Annotated in this window: 14 protein-coding genes; 9 read left to right on the top strand and 5 right to left on the bottom strand. The window is 60.1% G+C overall.

What is annotated here, in order from left to right; translation table 11 throughout:
- Positions 1-67 precede the first annotated feature (67 nt).
- The 5 genes from AC07VV_RS01925 to AC07VV_RS01905 form a co-directional block, all read right to left on the bottom strand.
- Complete coding sequence (locus tag AC07VV_RS01925; protein ID WP_495035043.1) at positions 68-1,024, bottom strand: AraC family transcriptional regulator; 957 nt, start codon at positions 1,022-1,024, stop codon at positions 68-70.
- 201 nt (positions 1,025-1,225) lie between these two features.
- The gene (locus AC07VV_RS01920; protein ID WP_249490425.1) at positions 1,226-1,603 is read right to left on the bottom strand and encodes a fe2+ zn2+ uptake regulation protein; all 378 of its coding nucleotides are present in this window, start codon (positions 1,601-1,603) and stop codon (positions 1,226-1,228) included.
- 78 nt (positions 1,604-1,681) lie between these two features.
- Complete coding sequence (locus AC07VV_RS01915) at positions 1,682-3,886, bottom strand: TonB-dependent receptor (RefSeq protein WP_096820699.1); 2,205 nt, start codon at positions 3,884-3,886, stop codon at positions 1,682-1,684.
- 159 nt (positions 3,887-4,045) lie between these two features.
- Positions 4,046-4,447: a ParB N-terminal domain-containing protein gene (locus tag AC07VV_RS01910; protein WP_085708451.1), complete on the bottom strand. Its 402-nt coding sequence runs from the start codon at positions 4,445-4,447 to the stop codon at positions 4,046-4,048.
- 15 nt (positions 4,448-4,462) lie between these two features.
- A complete protein-coding gene (locus AC07VV_RS01905; RefSeq protein WP_495035042.1) occupies positions 4,463-5,350 on the bottom strand; it encodes an HpcH/HpaI aldolase/citrate lyase family protein in 888 nt (295 codons plus the stop codon).
- Between the two features lie 609 nt (positions 5,351-5,959).
- Between AC07VV_RS01905 and AC07VV_RS01900 the strand changes: the two genes are divergently transcribed.
- The 9 genes from AC07VV_RS01900 (at position 5,960) to AC07VV_RS01860 (ending at position 18,030) form a co-directional block, all read left to right on the top strand.
- On the top strand, positions 5,960-7,354 hold the full coding sequence (locus AC07VV_RS01900; RefSeq protein ID WP_495035041.1) for a Y4yA family PLP-dependent enzyme: 1,395 nt from the start codon (positions 5,960-5,962) through the stop codon (positions 7,352-7,354).
- 14 nt (positions 7,355-7,368) lie between these two features.
- Entirely contained in the window at positions 7,369-8,412 is a 1,044-nt protein-coding gene (locus tag AC07VV_RS01895) for a PLP-dependent cysteine synthase family protein (RefSeq protein WP_495035040.1), read from the top strand.
- Between the two features lie 28 nt (positions 8,413-8,440).
- Positions 8,441-9,589: an NAD/NADP octopine/nopaline dehydrogenase family protein gene (locus AC07VV_RS01890; protein WP_495035039.1), complete on the top strand. Its 1,149-nt coding sequence runs from the start codon at positions 8,441-8,443 to the stop codon at positions 9,587-9,589.
- Positions 9,590-9,634: 45 nt separating this feature from the next.
- The gene (locus AC07VV_RS01885) at positions 9,635-11,488 is read left to right on the top strand and encodes an IucA/IucC family protein (RefSeq protein ID WP_495035038.1); all 1,854 of its coding nucleotides are present in this window, start codon (positions 9,635-9,637) and stop codon (positions 11,486-11,488) included.
- A gap of 13 nt (positions 11,489-11,501) precedes the next feature.
- Positions 11,502-12,746 (top strand): MFS transporter, encoded by a 1,245-nt coding sequence (locus AC07VV_RS01880; RefSeq protein ID WP_495035037.1) that lies wholly within the window; start codon positions 11,502-11,504, stop codon positions 12,744-12,746.
- Between the two features lie 14 nt (positions 12,747-12,760).
- The gene (locus tag AC07VV_RS01875) at positions 12,761-13,945 is read left to right on the top strand and encodes an aminotransferase class V-fold PLP-dependent enzyme (RefSeq protein WP_495035036.1); all 1,185 of its coding nucleotides are present in this window, start codon (positions 12,761-12,763) and stop codon (positions 13,943-13,945) included.
- Positions 13,946-14,029: 84 nt separating this feature from the next.
- Positions 14,030-14,545, top strand: a complete 516-nt coding sequence (locus AC07VV_RS01870) for a sigma-70 family RNA polymerase sigma factor (RefSeq protein ID WP_096820691.1) — start codon at positions 14,030-14,032, stop codon at positions 14,543-14,545.
- Positions 14,546-15,523, top strand: a complete 978-nt coding sequence (locus tag AC07VV_RS01865) for a FecR domain-containing protein (RefSeq protein WP_495035035.1) — start codon at positions 14,546-14,548, stop codon at positions 15,521-15,523.
- A gap of 92 nt (positions 15,524-15,615) precedes the next feature.
- Positions 15,616-18,030: a TonB-dependent siderophore receptor gene (locus tag AC07VV_RS01860; protein ID WP_495035034.1), complete on the top strand. Its 2,415-nt coding sequence runs from the start codon at positions 15,616-15,618 to the stop codon at positions 18,028-18,030.
- Positions 18,031-18,080 lie beyond the last annotated feature (50 nt).

Below are 18,080 nucleotides of genomic sequence, written 5' to 3'. Positions count from 1 at the left end.
CCGAATCCTGCAGAGCGTTATCCGTTTTGTGCAGGATGGTGCTTCAGGTTGTTTCGGGGCGGGAATTTCAGTGGCGGCGTTTGAAGGTCACGGACGGCAGTTCGCCGAACTGCTGGCGATAGCTTTCGGAGAAACGCCCGAGGTGCAGGAAGCCGTAGTCCAGCGCCAGTTCGGTGAGGTTGCGCACCGGGCAGCTCGGGTCGCTGAGGCAGGTATGAATACGTTCCAGCTTGCGCTGGCGGATGTATTGCATCGGGGTCACGCCGAGCTGGCGTTCGAACAGCGCGTACAGGGAACGCGGGCTCATGTTCGCCTGTGTGGCCAGGTGTTCGGCAGGCAGATCCTGTTTCAAGTTGCGCTCTATATAGTCGAGGATTCGCTCGAAACTGACGCTTGGTGAACTCAGGCATTCACGGCTGACGTTGGTGCTCATCAGCGAAATCAGTTTGCTGCCGATGATCTGCGCGTAATGCTCCTGCACCCGCAGCAACGGATCGCTGGCTTCAGCTTCCTGGCAGATCATGCCGAGCAGGTTGGTAAAACCTTCCAGCTCATCGAGCCGGTAATGATTGCGCAGAAACCGGATGCCACCGGCAGGATGCAACCAGCGCTGCTCGTCGCACACCGACTCCAGCACGCTGACCGGCACCTTGAGGATGAATTTCTCGCAATCGTCGGAATAGGTCAGGTCGACCGGATCGTCCGGGTTGATCAACAACAATTCGCCCGGCACCAGATGATGCTCGCGCTTGCGCCCGCGCCACAGACAGTTGCCTTGCAGCAGGACTTGCAGGTGATAGACCGTTTCCAGCGCCACTGAAGTGACGCGAACGCTGCCGCCATAGCTGATACGACACAGATCGAGGTCGGCGAGTTTTCTGTGGTTGAGGCTGGCTTGGGGATGGGTAGTCCGGGACAGGCCGATGAAATGCTGACCGACGTGCTGGTTCACATAGTCGGAGACGGCATACGGGTCAGCGTGGCGAAACACGCTGCTGCGGTCGCTCAGCAGGCGGTTGTCCATGGGCAAGGCACTCGATCTTCTATTTATTGTGTGATCACGGGTGGTTCACCGGTCACAGTACGCCGGAGTGTCGGGGTGGGCAATTGGACGAAGGTTTGGCTGTCCGGTGATCGAACGCTTTCATCGAATCGGGATTGACGGCCTCAAACGAAAAAACCACCTGCGAACAGGTGGTTTGATCCGGACAGCAAACGCAGTCATTCAGCGGTCGGCATGCTGCTCCAGCAAGGCATAGGCTTCACCGGTAAACCGGTAGCTCTTGTCAGGCTGAAACACGATGACGCCCTCCTCGCACAAACGCTTGAGCACTTCCCTGACGCTGATGAACTGAATGCCGCTGACAAACGCCTGCAGATACCCATGCACCCCGCGCCCGCCAACGGCGCGTCCATCGCGTGCTGCAACCAGCAAGGCATCGATCACCTTGATCCGGATCAGACTGGTGCGCAGCCCGTAATAATGCAGCAGCTCACGGATATGCTCATTGGTGCTGCGCTCGAAATCAAAGGCCCGCTGCCCCTTCGCCAACGGGAACTGCGATTGCTTGCCAGAGGACGTCGATGCCGGGCTGGTTAACATGCGAATGCTCCTTTTTATGATCAGCCGCTGTGCGTAGCTCTATATAGAAGAAGGCGCACTCAGCAGTGCGCCCCCCGATCAGAAGTCGACGGTCGCCGACAACTGCAACGTGCGCGGATAGCCCGGGGAGAACGCGCCGTAGGACGCCACACCCGACCAGTACTCACGATCAAACACGTTCTGCACCGTGGCGCGGAACGTCGTCGGCCGACCTTCGATCTTGGTGGCGTAGCGAGCGCCGGCGTCGATGCGGGTCCAGGAAGGCAGCTCCTGGGTGTTGGCCTGATTGACGTATTGGCTGTCGGTGTAGATCGCGCCGCCGGTCAGGGTGAAACCTTCGACCCACGGTGTATCCCACTCCGCCCAGAGGTTGGCCTGGACATCCGGCACGCCCACCGGTTTGTTGCCACGGTTGGCGGCGGTGGCCGAGTCCGTCAGTTCGCCGTCCAGCAAGGTCACGCCGCCCATCAGGCGAGTGCCCGGCGCGACTTCACCGAACATGCTCAACTCGACGCCACGGTTACGTTGTTCGGCCTGCACCGAGAACACGTTGCCAGCGCCGATTTCGCCGCTCGGTTTCTCGATCTGGAACAGTGCCAGAGTCGTCATGAACGTACCGTGTTCGTACTTCACACCGATTTCATGCTGCTTGGATTTGTAGGGTGCGAACGTTTCGCCGGAGTTGGCTGCGGTGCCTGGAGCGATATCACCTTTGCTCAGGCCTTCGACGTAGTTGTAGTACAGCGAAACGTCTTCCCATGGTTTGACCACCACGCCCGCCAGCGGTGTGGTCGCGCTGTCGTCATAACGAGAACTGACCGAGCCCGAGGCGTTGTAGTTACGCGATTCGATGTCCTGTCGGCGTACGCCGAGGGTCAACTGAATCCGGTCATCGAGAAAGCCGAGGGTATCGGTCAGTGCGACGCCAGACAGTTCCGATTCGGAAATGCGCAGCACTTTCGGCGAGCTGATGTACTGCTTGGGCACGTCCACCGGGTGGTAGATGTTCGAGCGGATTTCCGTGCCGTTGTTGATGCCCCGCGACAATTCGTCCTGATAACGGGTCGCCATGACCGTGGTCGTGTGGGTGACCGGGCCGGTGGCGAACAGTGCACGCATCCCCACGTCGGCCGTCGAACGGTCGACGTTGAATTTGTAGTAACCGGGAATATTGCTGGTGTCGCCGGCGTCGTTGAGGATTCGCGGTACCTGGTCGGACATGCGCTTGACGTCGGAGCGACCGCCGCCCGCGTGGGCGAACACAGTCAGGTTATCGTTGAGGTCATACTCGCCGCCGAGCAAGGCCGACTGTTCCTTGGTGTCCGACCAGCCCCAGTCCTGCGGCAGGTTGGTGCGGCCGTTCGGCGCCGATGGAACCTTCACACCCGGTGCAATGGTGAACGGTCGCGAGGCTGCGTCGAAGCTCTCTTTCTGGCTGATGTAATCCAGGTTCAGGCGCAACCGCTCGCCCTTGTAATCGAGTGCGATGGCGCCGATGTTCAGCGCGCGTTCCTGATCGTTGATCGCGGTGTCGCCGCCCTGGGTGCTGCCGTTGAAACGGATGCCAAACTGGTTCTCGCTGCCGAAACGTCGACTGACATCCAAGTGGCCACCGACTTGCGAGTCAGACGCGTAAGTGCCGGTGAAGCGGGTCAGGTCTTCGTCCAGTGGCCGTTTAGGCACGATGTTGATCACGCCGCCGACGCCGCTGTTGGGGGAAATGCCGTACATCAACGCGCCCGGCCCTTTCAACACTTCAACGCGTTCGGCGTATTCGGTAAACACCCGATAATTGGGCGCTACGCCGTACACGCCGTCGTAGGCCAACTCGCCGAGGTTGCCCTCGCCTATCGCAAATCCACGGATGAAAAACGAATCGACGATGCCGCCGGTCTGCCCGGTGGAACGTACCGAAGGGTCGCGTTCCAGCGCATCGGCCACGGTCACCGTTTGCAGGTCAGCGAGGGTTTTCGCGGTGTAGCTGGTCACGCTGAATGGCGTGTCCATGACGTCCTTGTTGCCCATCATCCCCAGCCGCGCGCCCCGTGCGACCTGGCCTCCGGCAAGTACTTCCGGCAAAGCGGTCGCGCCGTTGTAGCTGCCGGTGACGTTGGTGGTGTCCAGCGTCAGCCCTTCCGTGGCGGCGACGTCCTGTTGCTCGGATTGCTTGGGGTCTGCTGCCCAGGCAGTGGCGCTTCCTGCGGCCAGAATAGAACTCAGCATGGCGGTGCGAATAGCCAGCGTTAACGCGCGTTCACTGCAAGGTCGACGTGCAACAGACATGACGATGGGGTCCTTCTCGAATGGCTGAAAATGGTAATGACTCCTATTTGCCAGTCGACAATCGAAAAAGTATCAGCGTCGTTGAAATTTTTTTGCGAGCGGATTGCTCGGGAGAGAACGTCCGGAGGATGGGCTGCGAAACCCACCCTCCGGCGCCGGTCAGTCGTACAGGCATTGCAGCGGAATGGAGATCACCGGCAGCGCGGGGTCGAACGCGTGCCGGGTGGTCTTGTAGGGGAACAGTTCGCCGCGCTCGATGGTGGTGAAAATCCGCGCCACTTCGAACGCCTGCCCGGTTTGCCAGTGCCGTACACAGACACGCGGATCGGCGTAGTCGAGCTGGATGCACGGCACCCGTTTCAACCCCAGCGCCCGCGCCGCATTGAACCGGTGATTGCCGTCCATCACGATGCCCCGGGAGCGCTCGACGATGATCGGTTCCAGCCAGTGCCCGGCCTGGATGATCGCCTCGCGCAGCCGCTGCACGTTGAGCGGATCGACCTGCTCGGATTGCCGCACGTCGCACAGTGGCCGCAGGGCAATCTGGTAACCATGTCCCATGATGCGCCCCCCGTTTCAGCAGGCATCCGCGTTGGCGACCAGCGCGTACTGGCTGGCCATGTCCCGCAGGCGTTGCGCCTGCTCGATCAGCGGCAGATCGACCATTTCACCGTCGACTTGCACTGCGTGGCTGCCCCCGGCCACGGCGTTCAGGACCCGATCCGCCCAAGCCAGTTGGCGGGCGTTGGGCAGGTAGGCTTTCTGCACCGTGGCGATTTGCGAAGGATGGATACACAACTTGGCGCCGAACCCCAGCGACCGGGCGTAACGTGAGTCGCGCTCGACCACCGCCATGTCGCTGATGGCCGGGGTCACGCCATCGATCGGTGCCGGCAAACCGGCAACGCGTGACGCCAGCACGATGCGATTGCGGGCGAACAGAAACGCCTCAGGAATCTGGCTGCAATCGATGTCCAGGGAAAAATCCAGCGAGCCGAATGCCAGCCGTGCCAGACCCGGAATCGCGGCAATTGCCTCGACCTGATGCAAGCCTTTGGCAGTCTCGATGATGGCGACGATTTGCAGGTCGGGGTTCCACGCCAGCAGGCGTTCGACCACGCGAGTCAGGCTTTCGGGACATTCGGCCTTGGGCAGGAAAATCCCTGCGCAGCGCTCGGGGTAGCGCATGTCGCCCAGCCAGGTCATGTCCTGGCGAAACAGCGAACTGCCGACGCTGTTCAACCGGATGTAACGCTGGCAGGCGGTTTCGGGCGTGCTCTGCTGCCAGGCCCAGATCGACGCCCGGGCCACGGCTTTGCTGTTCGGATGAACGGCATCTTCGAGGTCGAGGATGATCGCATCCGGCTCGGCTTCGACCGCTTTGGAAAAGCGCTCCGGCCGGTTGCCGGGAACGAACAGGTAGCTGATGGGAAGCGTGGCGTTGGTGCTGTGACGAACAGTCATCGGGACTCTCCTGAGCGTGCTTCAGTCGTGGGTTTTCAAAAAAATTCGAACACCTGTTACAGGGGAAAAACCGAGTTGAATCCGGGTGTCTTGAATCAACCGCCAACACCTTGAATAACAAGGCGTTGACGGTTTTTAAAATCAACACGCGAGCGCTTACTTGAGCATGCGAATAAGCGGCTTCGCACTCCCCTGTTGTGTGTGTTCATTCAAAAATATTTGAAAACCTTACTTGATAATCGTTCCTGTTCGCAATATTGTTCGAGCCGCTGACAGGGTCAAGACTCAAATCAAGACCTGAGATTTTGTTCACGGAAAGTTCGGCGCAATGATGTCATTTACATGTCAGGTAATGGCACTTCAAAAGAGACAAGGCCATCAGTTATTGGCTTTCTCCTTGCCTGCCTGAGCCTTAAGGAGTGGGGTTCTCATGAAACAGTTTTGTGAAAATTTTATGAAAGAAAATACCCCGAGTTTATTTGCGGAGCAGATCTGCCACCCGCCTCCACCTCTTTAAACACTCGTATCTGACGAGCAGCAAGAACACACGACTCGACAAGCATTAGTTGTCGACCTGCACATGGCGATTATCGACGCCAGAGGTTTTCTATGCCTGAATTAATTGCGCCGACAGTTAAAGAAACAATCGAAACCCAATACCCAAAAGTGCTGAAACCGTTACTTGATCCTGTTATCGATAACTTTCTTAAACATTCTCCGAAAGCACTTGCCGAACTTGTTAAACAACACGGATCCCCACTGAACCTGGTGTGGCCGCATGCGTTTGAAGCCAATGCTCAAGCGCTGCAATCGGTGTTGAAACGACACGACGTCGACTACGCGATTTTCTACGGTGCCAAAGCCAACAAGTCACAATGCCTGCTGGCTGCGGCATCGGCGTCGGGCATCGGCACCGACGTGTCGAGCCTCTTTGAGCTGCAAGCTGCACTGCGCGCCGGAACTCCGGCGGAACATCTGTGTGCAACCGGGCCGGCCAAAACGGCAGAGTTTCATCGTGCGCTGGTACAAGGTGGATCGCTGATTTGTGTGGACTCACTGGAAGAGTTCAGCCATCTCAAAGCGCTGCTCGACACTTCGCAACCACCGGCCAAAGCCCGGATCCTGCTGCGTTACAGGCCGACAAGTTGCCCCTCAAGTCGCTTCGGAATGGGCACGGATGATTTGTTTCAGTGCCTGCAATTGCTGACCGAACAGCGTGAGTCGTTCCACTTCGAAGGCTTCCATTTCCATCTCGGCGGTTACGGCTACGAAACCCGGGTACAGGCTTTCCGCGAAGTCACTGGCTTCATCGATGCAGCAAGGGAAATGGGGCTGGACCCGGTCATGATCGATATCGGTGGTGGCCTGCCGATGCGGTATGTAGACCCGCAGGATTACAACAGTTTTTTGCAGAACGACAACAATCCTGGTCATTATCAGAATCGTCGAGTGCCCAACGCTTATTACCCTTATGGCAGCAGTCTGACGGCTTGCCAGTGGCTGGAGTTATTCCTGGAGTCGGATCACTCTCCGGGAAAAAGCATTGCGAGTTACTTGAAGGCTAAAAACATAAAACTGGCACTTGAGCCCGGCCGAAGTCTGGTTGACCAAGCCGCCATTACCGTCTTTCGCGTAACCCGCACCAAACAACTGACCGACAACAACGTTGTGATCTTCGCCGAAGGTAGCAGTTTCAGCGCGTGCGAAACATGGTTCTCATCTGAATACCTTGTCGATCCAATCTTGATCACTTCGAAAGAGTCGAAACCTGCTCCAATGCAAGCCTACATCGCCGGGCATAGTTGTCTCGATGATGACGTGATCACTCATCGCCTGATCAACTTCGATACATCACCACAAACCGGCGACTTATTGATCTACGCCAACACCGCCGGTTATCAGATGGACTTGCTGGAAAACGAATTTCATCGCCACCCGTTGCCGCAGCGGCTGATGGCGACGTGTTGTACGGAAGGTAACTACGCATTCACACCTGACTATTAAGGGAAGACGTCCAGATGATACTGAATAAAGTTTCGGATCTTATTGGCAATACACCAATGTTGGGCATTGATGTTCCGGATACCAACGCCCGGCTTTTGCTGAAGATAGAGAAGAACAACCCCGGCGGCAGTATTAAAGACCGTATGGCGCGAAACATGGTATTGGCGGCGCTCAAGTCCGGAAAGTTAAAACCCGGTGGCGTGGTTGTGGAATCGTCCTCCGGTAATACCGGCATCGGCCTGGCGATGGCGGCCGTGGAGTTCGACCTGCATTTCATTGCCGTGGTCGATCATCACGCAGCGCAGGACAAGATCGCGGTGATGAAGGCACTGGGGGCGGAAATCCGCTTTGTCGCCGGCACTTACCGAGAAGACGAAGTGGCCGTGGTCGAGCGTCAACGACTGGCCGCCGAACTCGCCTCGCAGATCCCCGGCGCGGTGTTCATGAACCAGTCGGACAACGCGGCCAACGCCGGCGGCTACAGCGATTTCGTCCGTGAAACCATCGCCCAGGCCGGTGGCCACATCGGTGCCTATGTCGGTTGCGTCGGCACCGGCGGCTCGATGACCGGCATCGCCCGCGGTCTGAAACTGCACAACCCGGATATCGTGACAGTAGCCGTCGAGCCGGCCGGCTCCATCGTCTTCGGCCATCCCGGCTATCCGTATTACCAGTCGGGAACCGGCACCCCGGCCGGCGACACCGTCGGCCTGGTGCTCGACTACAGCTGCATCGACCTGGGCTTGCAGGTAACCGACTCTCAGGCGTTCGAAACCGCCCGCTACATCGCACGCAACCTGGCGCTGCTGGTCGGCGGCTCGACCGGCGGTGCGATCTTCAAGGCGCTGGATCTGATCCACAAAGGCACGTTGACCGGCAACGTCGTGGTGCCGATTGCCGACGGCGGCGAGAAATACCTGCACACCGTATTCGATGACAACTGGCTGGAAGAACGGGACCTGCTGGACCCGGGCGTCGCACCGCAACTGGATCGCTGGCTGGGCAAGACTCGCTGGCTGGAATCCGACGCCACTCCCCTGCAATTGAGCGTCGCCTGACGCGTCTCCCACACAGGAAAGTCTCTGTATGAAACCGCTGAAAGTCGCCATCTGCGGCGCAGGCCGGACCGGGCATCTGAATGCCATCCTGTTTAAACAGTTGCCCAATGTTCAGGTCTCGATGCTCACCAATAACCAGGAAGTGGTCGACCGGCACCTCGCCAAGCTACCGATGCAGGCGCTGATGCCGGACGGCTCGACGCTGAGCGCACGACCGGATCAGGTCAGCACCGATGCCAGCGTCGTGGTTGCCGACGCCGACATCGTGATCATCACGGTGCCGGCCCACGCACGACCGCAAACCCTGCAAGCCATCGCGCCGCATTTGAGTTCAAGCAAACCGGTGTACGTCGGCGCCATTCCGGGCTTCTGCGGCTTCGACTGGCTGGCGGAAGCCACACTGGGCGAACGTTCGAACGTGGTGATCTGGGGCATGAAGGACGTGCCACACACCGCGTTCGATCTGAAGCCGGGGGTGTCGGTGAAGATGGGCGGCGGCAAGAGCCAGTTGTATGTGGCGATGCATGACCGGGAATCATCGCAGTCGCGGCAACACCTGGAAGAAATCCTCACCACGCTGTACGGCCCCTGCGTGACGATGCTCGACCACTACCTGGAAATCACCCTGACACCGGGAAATCCGATCATGCACAGTTCGGTGATTTACGGGTTGATCGGTCCCTACGGCCAGTGGCATCGCAAGATCTTCCCGCAACGCATGTGCTGGTGGACCGAGTGCCCGGAGCTCGGCGCCTATTTCCTGGAACGCATGGATCAGGAAAGTCAGGAGCTGTGCAGCGTGATCAGCCAGCGCATGGGCATCGACCTGTCGTCGGTCAAATCCCTCAAGCAGGAAATCGTCGAGGCCTATGGCGAGCAGATCCGCGATCAGAGCAGCATGCTGTCGATCCTGCGCACCAACCAGGCCTACAACGACATCCTCGCACCGATGATTCCAGCCGATGACAACCGCGCCGGCTACGTGATCGAACGTGAAAGCCGCGCCTTCAATGAAGACGTCGCCTACGGCCTGGTGCTGCTGGTGGAAATGGCCCGGCGTTTCGAACTGAAAGTCCCCTACATCGAAGAAGTCCTGCAATGGAGCGTTTCCTATATGCAGGGCCTGCGCGACTCGGCGCTCGACTACTTCCCCAGCCAATGGCCGCGCACGGCGTGAGCGGGTTCAACTTTTCATTAATTTCTCGACGAGCAGATAGCTGATATGGATGACTTCAAGACACTCATCGCCTACTCCCGCAAGAACGCCCTGCGACGGATGATCCGTTGCCTGTTTGCCGAAAACATTCTGGATCGCTCGGGTCTGCGATTCTCCGCAGCCAGCAACGAGGCCACGTACGCGCTGAAAGATGGCCGTTCCCAAGTGTTTTTTTCCAACATCGCCAAAGGCCCGGCGGACACCGTGGTCAATGACGGAGACGTGATCCTGATCACCGATGAAGGCGTACGCCAGGTGATCTACACCCATCAGGACCTGTTGGATGTGCTGCGCGACAGCTTCGATTTCGAGCCGACCGATGAAGGCATCGCCGGGCTCAAGTCGGACATGGAAAACAGCCTGATGAACGATGCCCATGCTCGTCAGCATCGCCAGCAATGGAACGCACGCCTGGCCGCCGCAGCCCGGGAACAGGGCCTCGACAGCCTGACCGATTACCTGCGCCAGCACGCCAGCACCAAGGACGCCGCGATCCTCCTCGACCAGTGGGGCTCGCTGGAAGGCCACCCGTATTATCCGACGTGGAAAGCCCGGCCGGGCCTGAGCGATGAAGAAGTCGAGCAACTGTCGCCGGAGTTCAACGCCCAGGTGCCGCTGCGCATTGCCGCGCTACGGGCCGACATGGCAAAAAGCGAAAGCATGCCCCACGTCACTGATTACCACAGCTGGTTTGCCAGCAACTTCCCGACTCAATGGGAGCAGTGGAAGGCATCGCTCAACAGCAAGGGCCTAGACGAATCCCAATGGTTGCCACTGCCGATTCACTCATGGCATTTGCAGGCTTATGTGCTGAAAAACTTCGCGGCGGAAATCGCAGAAGGCATCCTCATCACCGACGGCCCGGACATCCAGACCCTGCCGACCATGTCGTACCGCACGATGATGCCGGTGCTCAAGGAGAGCGCGCCGCTGATCAAGTTGCCGATTGCCGTGTGGATGACCAGCGAGCTGCGCAGCCTGCAGGCCAAGTCGATCCACATGGGGCCGCGCATCAGCTCCGTCATCACGAAAATCCTCGAGGTCGAAAACGGCTTCGACCAGCGACTGGAAATCTTCCCGGAAGAAATCGGCGTGCGCTACAAGAACGCGATCACTCAGGACGACCACCCCGGCCGACATCTGTCGGTGGTGTTCCGCGCCAGCCAGCAAGCGTTCGAGCGCACCGATGAGTGTCTGCCGATCACCGTGGCTTCTCTGTTCACTCGCTTGCCGGGCAGCGGCCGCCCGCTGTTCACCGAGTTGATCGAGCGCGATGGGGTTCGGGCCAATGTCGCCCAGGTCGAAGACTGGTTCCGTCAGTACGCCAAAGTGGTCACCCATCCGGTGATTGCAATCTACTTGATGTACGGCATCGGGCTTGAGGCGCACCAGCAGAACACGATGGTGCTGTTTTCCCCGGATGGCAAAGCACGTAGTCTGCTGATCCGCGATTTCGGTGATGGCAGGACCTATGCTCCATTGCTGGAGGGGCGCGGCTACACCCTGCAACCGCACGTGCAGCCGGGCATTCTGCCAACGGTGTTCGAGGGCGATATCGAGCCGGTGCGCATGTTCGTGCTCGACGCGGCGTTCCTCACGCATCTGCATGAAATGGCCTTGTGGCTGACCAAGGAGTACGCGCTGGACAACAACCGGATGTGGGACATTCTGCGTGAAGAGACCGAGCAGGCTTTCGCCGCGGTGCGCGAGCATGTCGCACCGGATCTGTGGGAAGTCGAACGCAAGGCCTTCCTCAATGACCCGTGGCCGACCCGCTCGTTGTTGCGCATGCACATGATGCAGTACTCCAACTATCGGATTCAGCACACGCTGACCAACCCGCTCAACGTCGTTCAATAACCGAGGCTGACTCATGACCCATGCAGGTTCCATCGCGGGTTCGCGCGTAAGAGTCCTGATTTATCTTCTGTTCGCGATCCAGCTCATTTCGATGGGCGCGATGGAAATGAGCGGGCCGTTCTGGCCCGTCCACCTGCGTGGGCTGACGTCTTCGGACTCGCTCTTCAGTTTCGCCAGCATCGCCGTGTACGTCGGGCCGATGCTGGGCATTATTCTGACCAGTGCATTCTGGGGCCGTATCGGCGACCGCTACGGCCACAAGTTGATGATGATCCGCGCCCTCGCCGGCCTGTCATTGACCCAGCTTGGGCTGGCCCTGTGTAGTGACATCTGGGTGATCCTGATCCTGCGCTTCCTGCAAGGCGCCTTCGCCGGCTACATCGCCCCGGCCCAGGCGTATGGCGTGAGTATCGAAGCGCCTTCGCGGCGGGCGCGGCTGTTCGCGATCCTGCAGATTTCCACCAACGTCGGTTCGTTGCTCGGTGCGGTGGTCGGCGGGTTGATCCTCGATTACGCGACGTTCTTCTGGATCAACATGATCGCCGCCGTGCTCTGCGCCATCTGCACCGTGGTCGCGGCCGTGACATTGCCGGACGTGCCGCCAGTGAAGAAAGCACCGGTTGCCGATAAAGAAGCTCCGGTCAGCCACAACACCAGCGTCTGGCAAGGCACGCCCCTGCTGTCGCTGCTGGGTGTCATGGGCATTTTGCTGCTGGCGCGGATGCTGCCGCAGACGTCGTTCTCGCTGTATGTCAGCTCGGTGTTCGAGGTCAGCAACTCGGTGGTCGGGCTGTGTTATGGCTTGCTGGCGCTGGGTTTCATTCTGTCGGCAACCGCGTGGTCGCGTTACTTCGAACACCGTAGCCAGCAGGACACTCTGCAACGCATTACTTATGTCGTCCTCGGCTGTATTGCGCTGACGGCACTCGCCGGCGTCACGCGTAATCCGATCGTATTCGTCGGCGCTTACTTCATCTGGGGCGTATTGCTGGGTGCCACGACGCCGGTGCTGATGGCGTTGATCTCCAAGACCGCCGACAGCTCGCGCCAGGGCTACGTGCTGGGCATTGCCCAGAGCACCGCACAGTTTGCGTCCATCGCCGGCATCTCGGCCGGTGGGCTGCTCAGCCAGGTCTACGGCTTGCAGTACACCTACCTGTTTGTCTGCCTCGCCTACATCCTCGCGCTGATTCCCATCGTTGCGTTGCGCTACCGGCCCATGGTCATGCAACCGAGCCAGATCCCGCCGGGCGACTGATCAAGGAGTTTGCTTTGAACATTGAACAACTGCGCGCCGACACACCGGGTGTCGAGCAACTGATTCATTTCAACAATGCCGGCGCAGCGCTGATGCCAGACCCGGTGATCGAGGTGATGACCCGTCACCTGCAACTTGAAGCCCGGATCGGCGGTTACGAAGCCGCCGGGCAACAATCCGTTGAAGTGGAAAATGTCTACGAGCACATCGGGCAACTGATCAACGCGCGTCCCGAGGAAATCGCGGTCATTGAAAACGCGACCCGCGCCTGGGACATGGCCTTCTACTCATTGCCGCTGCGGCCCGGCGATGTGGTGCTGACGTCGACCACCGAATACGCCGGCAACTACATCCCCTATCTGCAACTCAAGCAGCAGCGCGGGATCGAGATCAGGGTCATTCCCAACGATGAACAGGGCCAGGTGTCATTGCCGGCGCTGCGGGACATGCTCGGTGATGACCGGGTTGCCCTGGTGTCGCTGCCGGTGATTGCCACCAATGGCGGCCCGGTACAGCCCATCGAACAGATCGGTGCCCTCGCCCGCGCGGCCGGGGTTCTGTTTCTGCTGGATGCCTGTCAGGGCGTCGGACAGATGCCGATCGATGTGCAGAAAATCGGCTGTCATATGCTCGCTGCCACCAGCCGCAAATACCTTCGCGGCCCTCGGGGCATGGGGTTTCTCTATGTCGAAAAGACCTTGTGCGAAAACCTCGAACCGGCGTTTCTCGACCTGCACGCGGCTTCACTGCTGACCCCGGACACCTTCAGGATTCGTGGAAATGCCAGGCGTTTCGAAAACTGGGAATGCAACGTTGCCGCGAAACTGGGCATGGGTGCGGCGGTCCGGTATGCCCTGATGCAAGGCATCGAGCCGATGTGGCAGCGCATTCAAGGATTGTCAGCTCACCTGCGCAATCGCCTGAACGACGTACCCGGCGTCACGCCGCAGGATCGGGGCGCGGTCAAATCAGGCATCGTCACCTTCACCTGCAAGGACGCCGGCGCAGCACAAGTCCAGGCATGGCTGGCGCAGCAGGAAAAACGCATCAACGTCACCACCTCGACCTTCCGTTCGACCCTGCTCGACATGCAGCAACGGGACCTGCTGGAAGTCAGCCGTGCATCGCTGCACGCCTACAATACCGAGGCTGAAATCGACGCCATGGTAAACGCGTTGTTGAGAATGCCCCGCACCTGAAAACGGATGCTGATTCGCGCTTGCGTCGCGGGCTCTTTGTAAACTAGCATTGGGAATACTTCTCAATTGCAAAACACTGCAGCCATGAGCGAAACCCTTCCCGCGAACAACGACAACCACCTGCGCGTGATCGAAGCGCTGTACAGCGGTCATCACGGCTGGCTGTACAACACGCTGAAGAAAAAACTGGGTAACGCCATGGATGCGGCGGATCTGGCGCAGGATACCTTCACCCGGATCCTCGCCTCCCAGGTCACGACCATCGAGCAGCCCCGGGCGTACCTGAGTTGCGTGGCGAAGGGCATCCTCATCAACTGGTATCAGCGCAAGGCACTGGAACGCGCCTACCTTGATGCCCTCGCACATTTGCCTGCGCCGGAAGTGCCCTCGCCCGAACTGCGTTTCGTGGTGCTGGAAACCCTGCACGAAATCGACGCCATGCTCGACACCCTGCCGCCGCTGGTCAAACGCGCGTTCCTGCTGTCGCAGATCGGCGGCTTGAAATACGCCGACATCGCCGAGCAACTGGACGTCTCGCTGATCACCGTCAAGCGCTACATGAAACAAGCTTTCGTGCAGTGCCTGATGCTGGTGGAATGAATGCTCACGCGTCGCAGTGAACCGCCGCTCGATCCGAAAATCCTCGAAGAAGCCGCCGAGTGGCTGATGCGCCTGAGTGAAAACGACCTCAGCGAGACCGAGCGCGCGGAATGGGAATACTGGAAAGTCAGCAGTCCCGAGCGCAACCGGGCGTGGGCCCGCGCGCAGTTACTGCAAAGCAAGTTCGGCGGCCTGCCGCCGTCGCTGGCGATGTCGGCACTGGATCGCCCGAGCAACCCGGAACGCCGCGCAGCCCTGGGCAAACTGGCCTTGCTGTTGGCGGCGGTGCCGGCCGGCTGGGGTAGCTGGAAACTGGCGCAATCGCAGCAATGGTCCGCCGATTACCACACCGCCGTGGGCCAGCGCCGCGAACTGACCCTGGCCGACGGCTCGCAAATCACCCTGAACACCGACACAGCCATCGACGTCCTGTTCGACACCCGTCAGCGCCTGATCAATCTGCGCGAAGGCGAAATCCTGGTGCAGACCGCGCCGGACACCGCCGCGCAACCTCGGCCCTTTCTGGTCAGCACCCGTCAGGGCCGGATGCAGGCGCTGGGCACGCGATTCACCGTTCGTGAATGGCAGCCGCGCACCCAACTCGCGGTACTCGAAGGCGCTGTGCAGGTCGAGCTGGCCGACAGCCCCCAGAGCGCGCCGATCATCGTCAACGCCGGGCAGCGTACCGACTTTTCATCGCAGGCTTTTGGCTCACTGAACCCGACCGACCGCAACGTCGGCGCCTGGACCCAAGGCATGCTGATGGCAGACAAAATGCGTCTGGCGAATTTCGTCGTCGAACTGGCGCGCTATCGCCGGGGTTTCGTGCGCTGCGACCCGGCCATTGCCGACTTGCGCATTTCCGGGGCCTTTCCCATCAGCGATACCCAACGTTCGCTGAACATGCTGGCGCAGACCTATCCCGTGCACGTCTCCGGGCACTTGAGCGGTTACTGGGTGACGCTCTCACCCGCCTGAGCAAAAAAACACCTCGCAGGTGATACTTTTTTTGATCTCGGCTGGCAATGAAAGGAACAACCATTCCACCTCGTCCATAGGGTCACCCCTTCATGCTCGTTGCACGACCCTTATTTTCGGATCGTCTGCTAAAGCCCGTTATGCGCAGTGTGTTGCTCAGCGTTGTGCTGGGCCTGGCCAGCAGCGCGCTCGCCGAGGCAGCCGGGCCGACGCAGCTGGACGCGGTCACTGTGCGAGCCTACAACATCGCGCCGGGCCCGCTGGGCGTGACCCTGTCGAGCTTCGCCGTGGACGCCGGGATTGCCCTGTCGTTTCAGCCGTCGATCACCGAAGGCCTCGTCAGCCCGGGATTGTCCGGCAGCTACTCGGTACAGGAAGCGGTAACCCGCCTGCTGGAGGGCAGCGGCCTGGAAATGGTCGCCCGCAGCGACGGCACCTGGACGCTGGTGGTGCGCCGGGTCACGTTGTCGGACACCACGATCGAAGGCACCGACAAGCGCACCGACAGCCTGCCATCGGTGCTCCCGGGCGGTCAGGTCGCTCGCGGCGGACGCCTCGGCATGCTAGGCAACCGCGACGCGATGGACACCCCGTTCAGCGTCAGCAGCTACACCTCGACGTTGATCAAGGATCAACAGGCTGTCACCGTCGGCGACTTGCTGGAGCGTGACTCTTCGGTGCGTTCCACGGGCCAGGCCGGAGGGATTGTCGACTCGTTCTTCATCCGTGGCTTTCCGGTGGGTGAAGGCAACCTCGGTGAACTGGCGTTCGACGGCGTGTACGGCGTGGCTTCCAATTATCGGGTGTTCACCGAATACGCCGAGCGCATCGAACTGGTCAAAGGCCCCGGCGCCCTGCTCTACGGCATGTCCCCCAACAGCGGCGTCGGCGGCGTGATCAACGTGGTGCCCAAGCGTTCGCTGGACGAAGACCTGACCCGCTTTACCACCAGTTATGCATTGAATACCCAGCTCGGCGGGCACCTCGATGTCAGCCGCCGCTTCGGCGAAGAACGCCGGTTCGGGGTGCGAATCAATGGCAGCGTCCAGCAAGGTGAAACGGCCATCGACAAGCAATCGAGGGAAGTCGGCATCGGCGCGATTTCCCTCGACTATCAGGGCGACCGCCTGCGCACCACCCTGGATCTGATCAACCAGAAAGAGAGCTTCGACGCCGCGTCCCGACCATTTCTGATCGCTCCCGGCGTGGAGATTCCTTCGGCGGCCAACGGGCGCACCAGCGTCAGCCAGGAATGGGGCTGGTCGGAAACCCGCGATAAATCGGCGTTATTGGGTGGCGAATACGACCTCAACGACAACCTGACGCTGTTCGCCCATGCCGGCGGTGGCCGATCGGATGTCGCGCGCATGTCCGACCAGACACCAACCATCATCAATGAAGCGGGCGACACCTCGTCGATCCCCGGCTATTACAAGTTCGAAGTCCAGCGCTACACCGTCGATGCCGGCGCGCGGCTGCGGTTCGACACCGGGCCGATCAGTCACAGCACCGCACTGCAGGTCACCCGTTACCGCGATAACTTGTCCCGGGGCATTATTTCCGGGCCGGCGATCCTGTCGAACATCTACCACCCGATCGACCGTCCGAAACCCGCGATCGCCAAACCGGATACGCCAAAGGTCTCCGAAAGCGAACTGTCGGGCGTGGCCCTCGCCGACACCCTGTCGATGCTCGACGAACGCCTTCAAGTCACGCTCGGCGTGCGTCAGCAAAACATCAAATCGGACAACTACAACCCGGCCGGCTTCGTCACCACACATTACGACAAGAGCAAATCCACACCGCTGTTCGGGGTCGTCGTCAAACCCTGGGATCATGTCGCGTTCTACTACAACTACGTCGAAGGCCTGAGCAAGGGTGACATCGCGCCGTCCGCCGCCTCCAACGCGGGCGAGATCTTTTCCCCTTATGTGTCCCGGCAGCAGGAAGTCGGAGTCAAGCTCGACTACGGCCGTTTCATGTCCACCATCGCCCTGTTCCAGCTTGAAAAGCCCAGCGGCGAATTGGCCTCCGGAGTGTTCGCGGTCAATGGCGAACAGCGCAACCGGGGCGTCGAACTGAACATGGCCGGCGAGATTGCATCGGGCACGCGCCTGCTCGGTGGCGTGACGCTGCTCGACGGCGAACTGACCCGTACCGGCGTTGCCGCCAATCGCGGCAATAAACCGGTCGGCGTTCCCGAGGTGCAAGCCAACCTCTGGGCCGAGTGGGACGTCCCGAAAGTCGAAGGCCTGACGTTGACCAGCGGCGCCATCTACACCGGCAGCCAGTACGTCAATCAGGCCAATACCCAACAACTGGACGCCTGGACTCGCTTCGATGTCGGCGCCCGCTACGCCACGCGCATCGCCGAACGCCCGACCACTTTCCGGGCCACCGTGCAGAACGTGTTCGACCGTGAGTATTGGTCGGGCGTCGCCTCCTACGGCGCGTTCTCTCAGGGCGCACCTCGGACCTTGTTGCTCTCGGCCACTGTCGATTTCTGAAACGTCCGGCCCGGTGCGGCGCCTGGCGTCGTGGTCCGATCCGGCTTTTG

This window comes from Pseudomonas sp. GW821-FHT02C04 (assembly GCF_059421845.1).
This window is presented reverse-complemented; position numbering and strand designations above follow the sequence as displayed.

What these genes read in the sequence shown, in the direction of transcription:
- AC07VV_RS01925 (WP_495035043.1), bottom strand. Translation starts at nt 1,024, where the DNA reads ATGGACAACCGCCTGCTGAGCGACCGCAGCAGCGTGTTTCGCCACGCT.
- AC07VV_RS01920 (WP_249490425.1), bottom strand. Translation starts at nt 1,603, where the DNA reads ATGTTAACCAGCCCGGCATCGACGTCCTCTGGCAAGCAATCGCAGTTC.
- AC07VV_RS01915 (WP_096820699.1), bottom strand. Translation starts at nt 3,886, where the DNA reads ATGTCTGTTGCACGTCGACCTTGCAGTGAACGCGCGTTAACGCTGGCT.
- AC07VV_RS01910 (WP_085708451.1), bottom strand. Translation starts at nt 4,447, where the DNA reads ATGGGACATGGTTACCAGATTGCCCTGCGGCCACTGTGCGACGTGCGG.
- AC07VV_RS01905 (WP_495035042.1), bottom strand. Translation starts at nt 5,350, where the DNA reads ATGACTGTTCGTCACAGCACCAACGCCACGCTTCCCATCAGCTACCTG.
- AC07VV_RS01900 (WP_495035041.1), top strand. Translation starts at nt 5,960, where the DNA reads ATGCCTGAATTAATTGCGCCGACAGTTAAAGAAACAATCGAAACCCAA.
- AC07VV_RS01895 (WP_495035040.1), top strand. Translation starts at nt 7,369, where the DNA reads ATGATACTGAATAAAGTTTCGGATCTTATTGGCAATACACCAATGTTG.
- AC07VV_RS01890 (WP_495035039.1), top strand. Translation starts at nt 8,441, where the DNA reads ATGAAACCGCTGAAAGTCGCCATCTGCGGCGCAGGCCGGACCGGGCAT.
- AC07VV_RS01885 (WP_495035038.1), top strand. Translation starts at nt 9,635, where the DNA reads ATGGATGACTTCAAGACACTCATCGCCTACTCCCGCAAGAACGCCCTG.
- AC07VV_RS01880 (WP_495035037.1), top strand. Translation starts at nt 11,502, where the DNA reads ATGACCCATGCAGGTTCCATCGCGGGTTCGCGCGTAAGAGTCCTGATT.
- AC07VV_RS01870 (WP_096820691.1), top strand. Translation starts at nt 14,030, where the DNA reads ATGAGCGAAACCCTTCCCGCGAACAACGACAACCACCTGCGCGTGATC.
- AC07VV_RS01865 (WP_495035035.1), top strand. Translation starts at nt 14,546, where the DNA reads ATGCTCACGCGTCGCAGTGAACCGCCGCTCGATCCGAAAATCCTCGAA.
- AC07VV_RS01860 (WP_495035034.1), top strand. Translation starts at nt 15,616, where the DNA reads ATGCTCGTTGCACGACCCTTATTTTCGGATCGTCTGCTAAAGCCCGTT.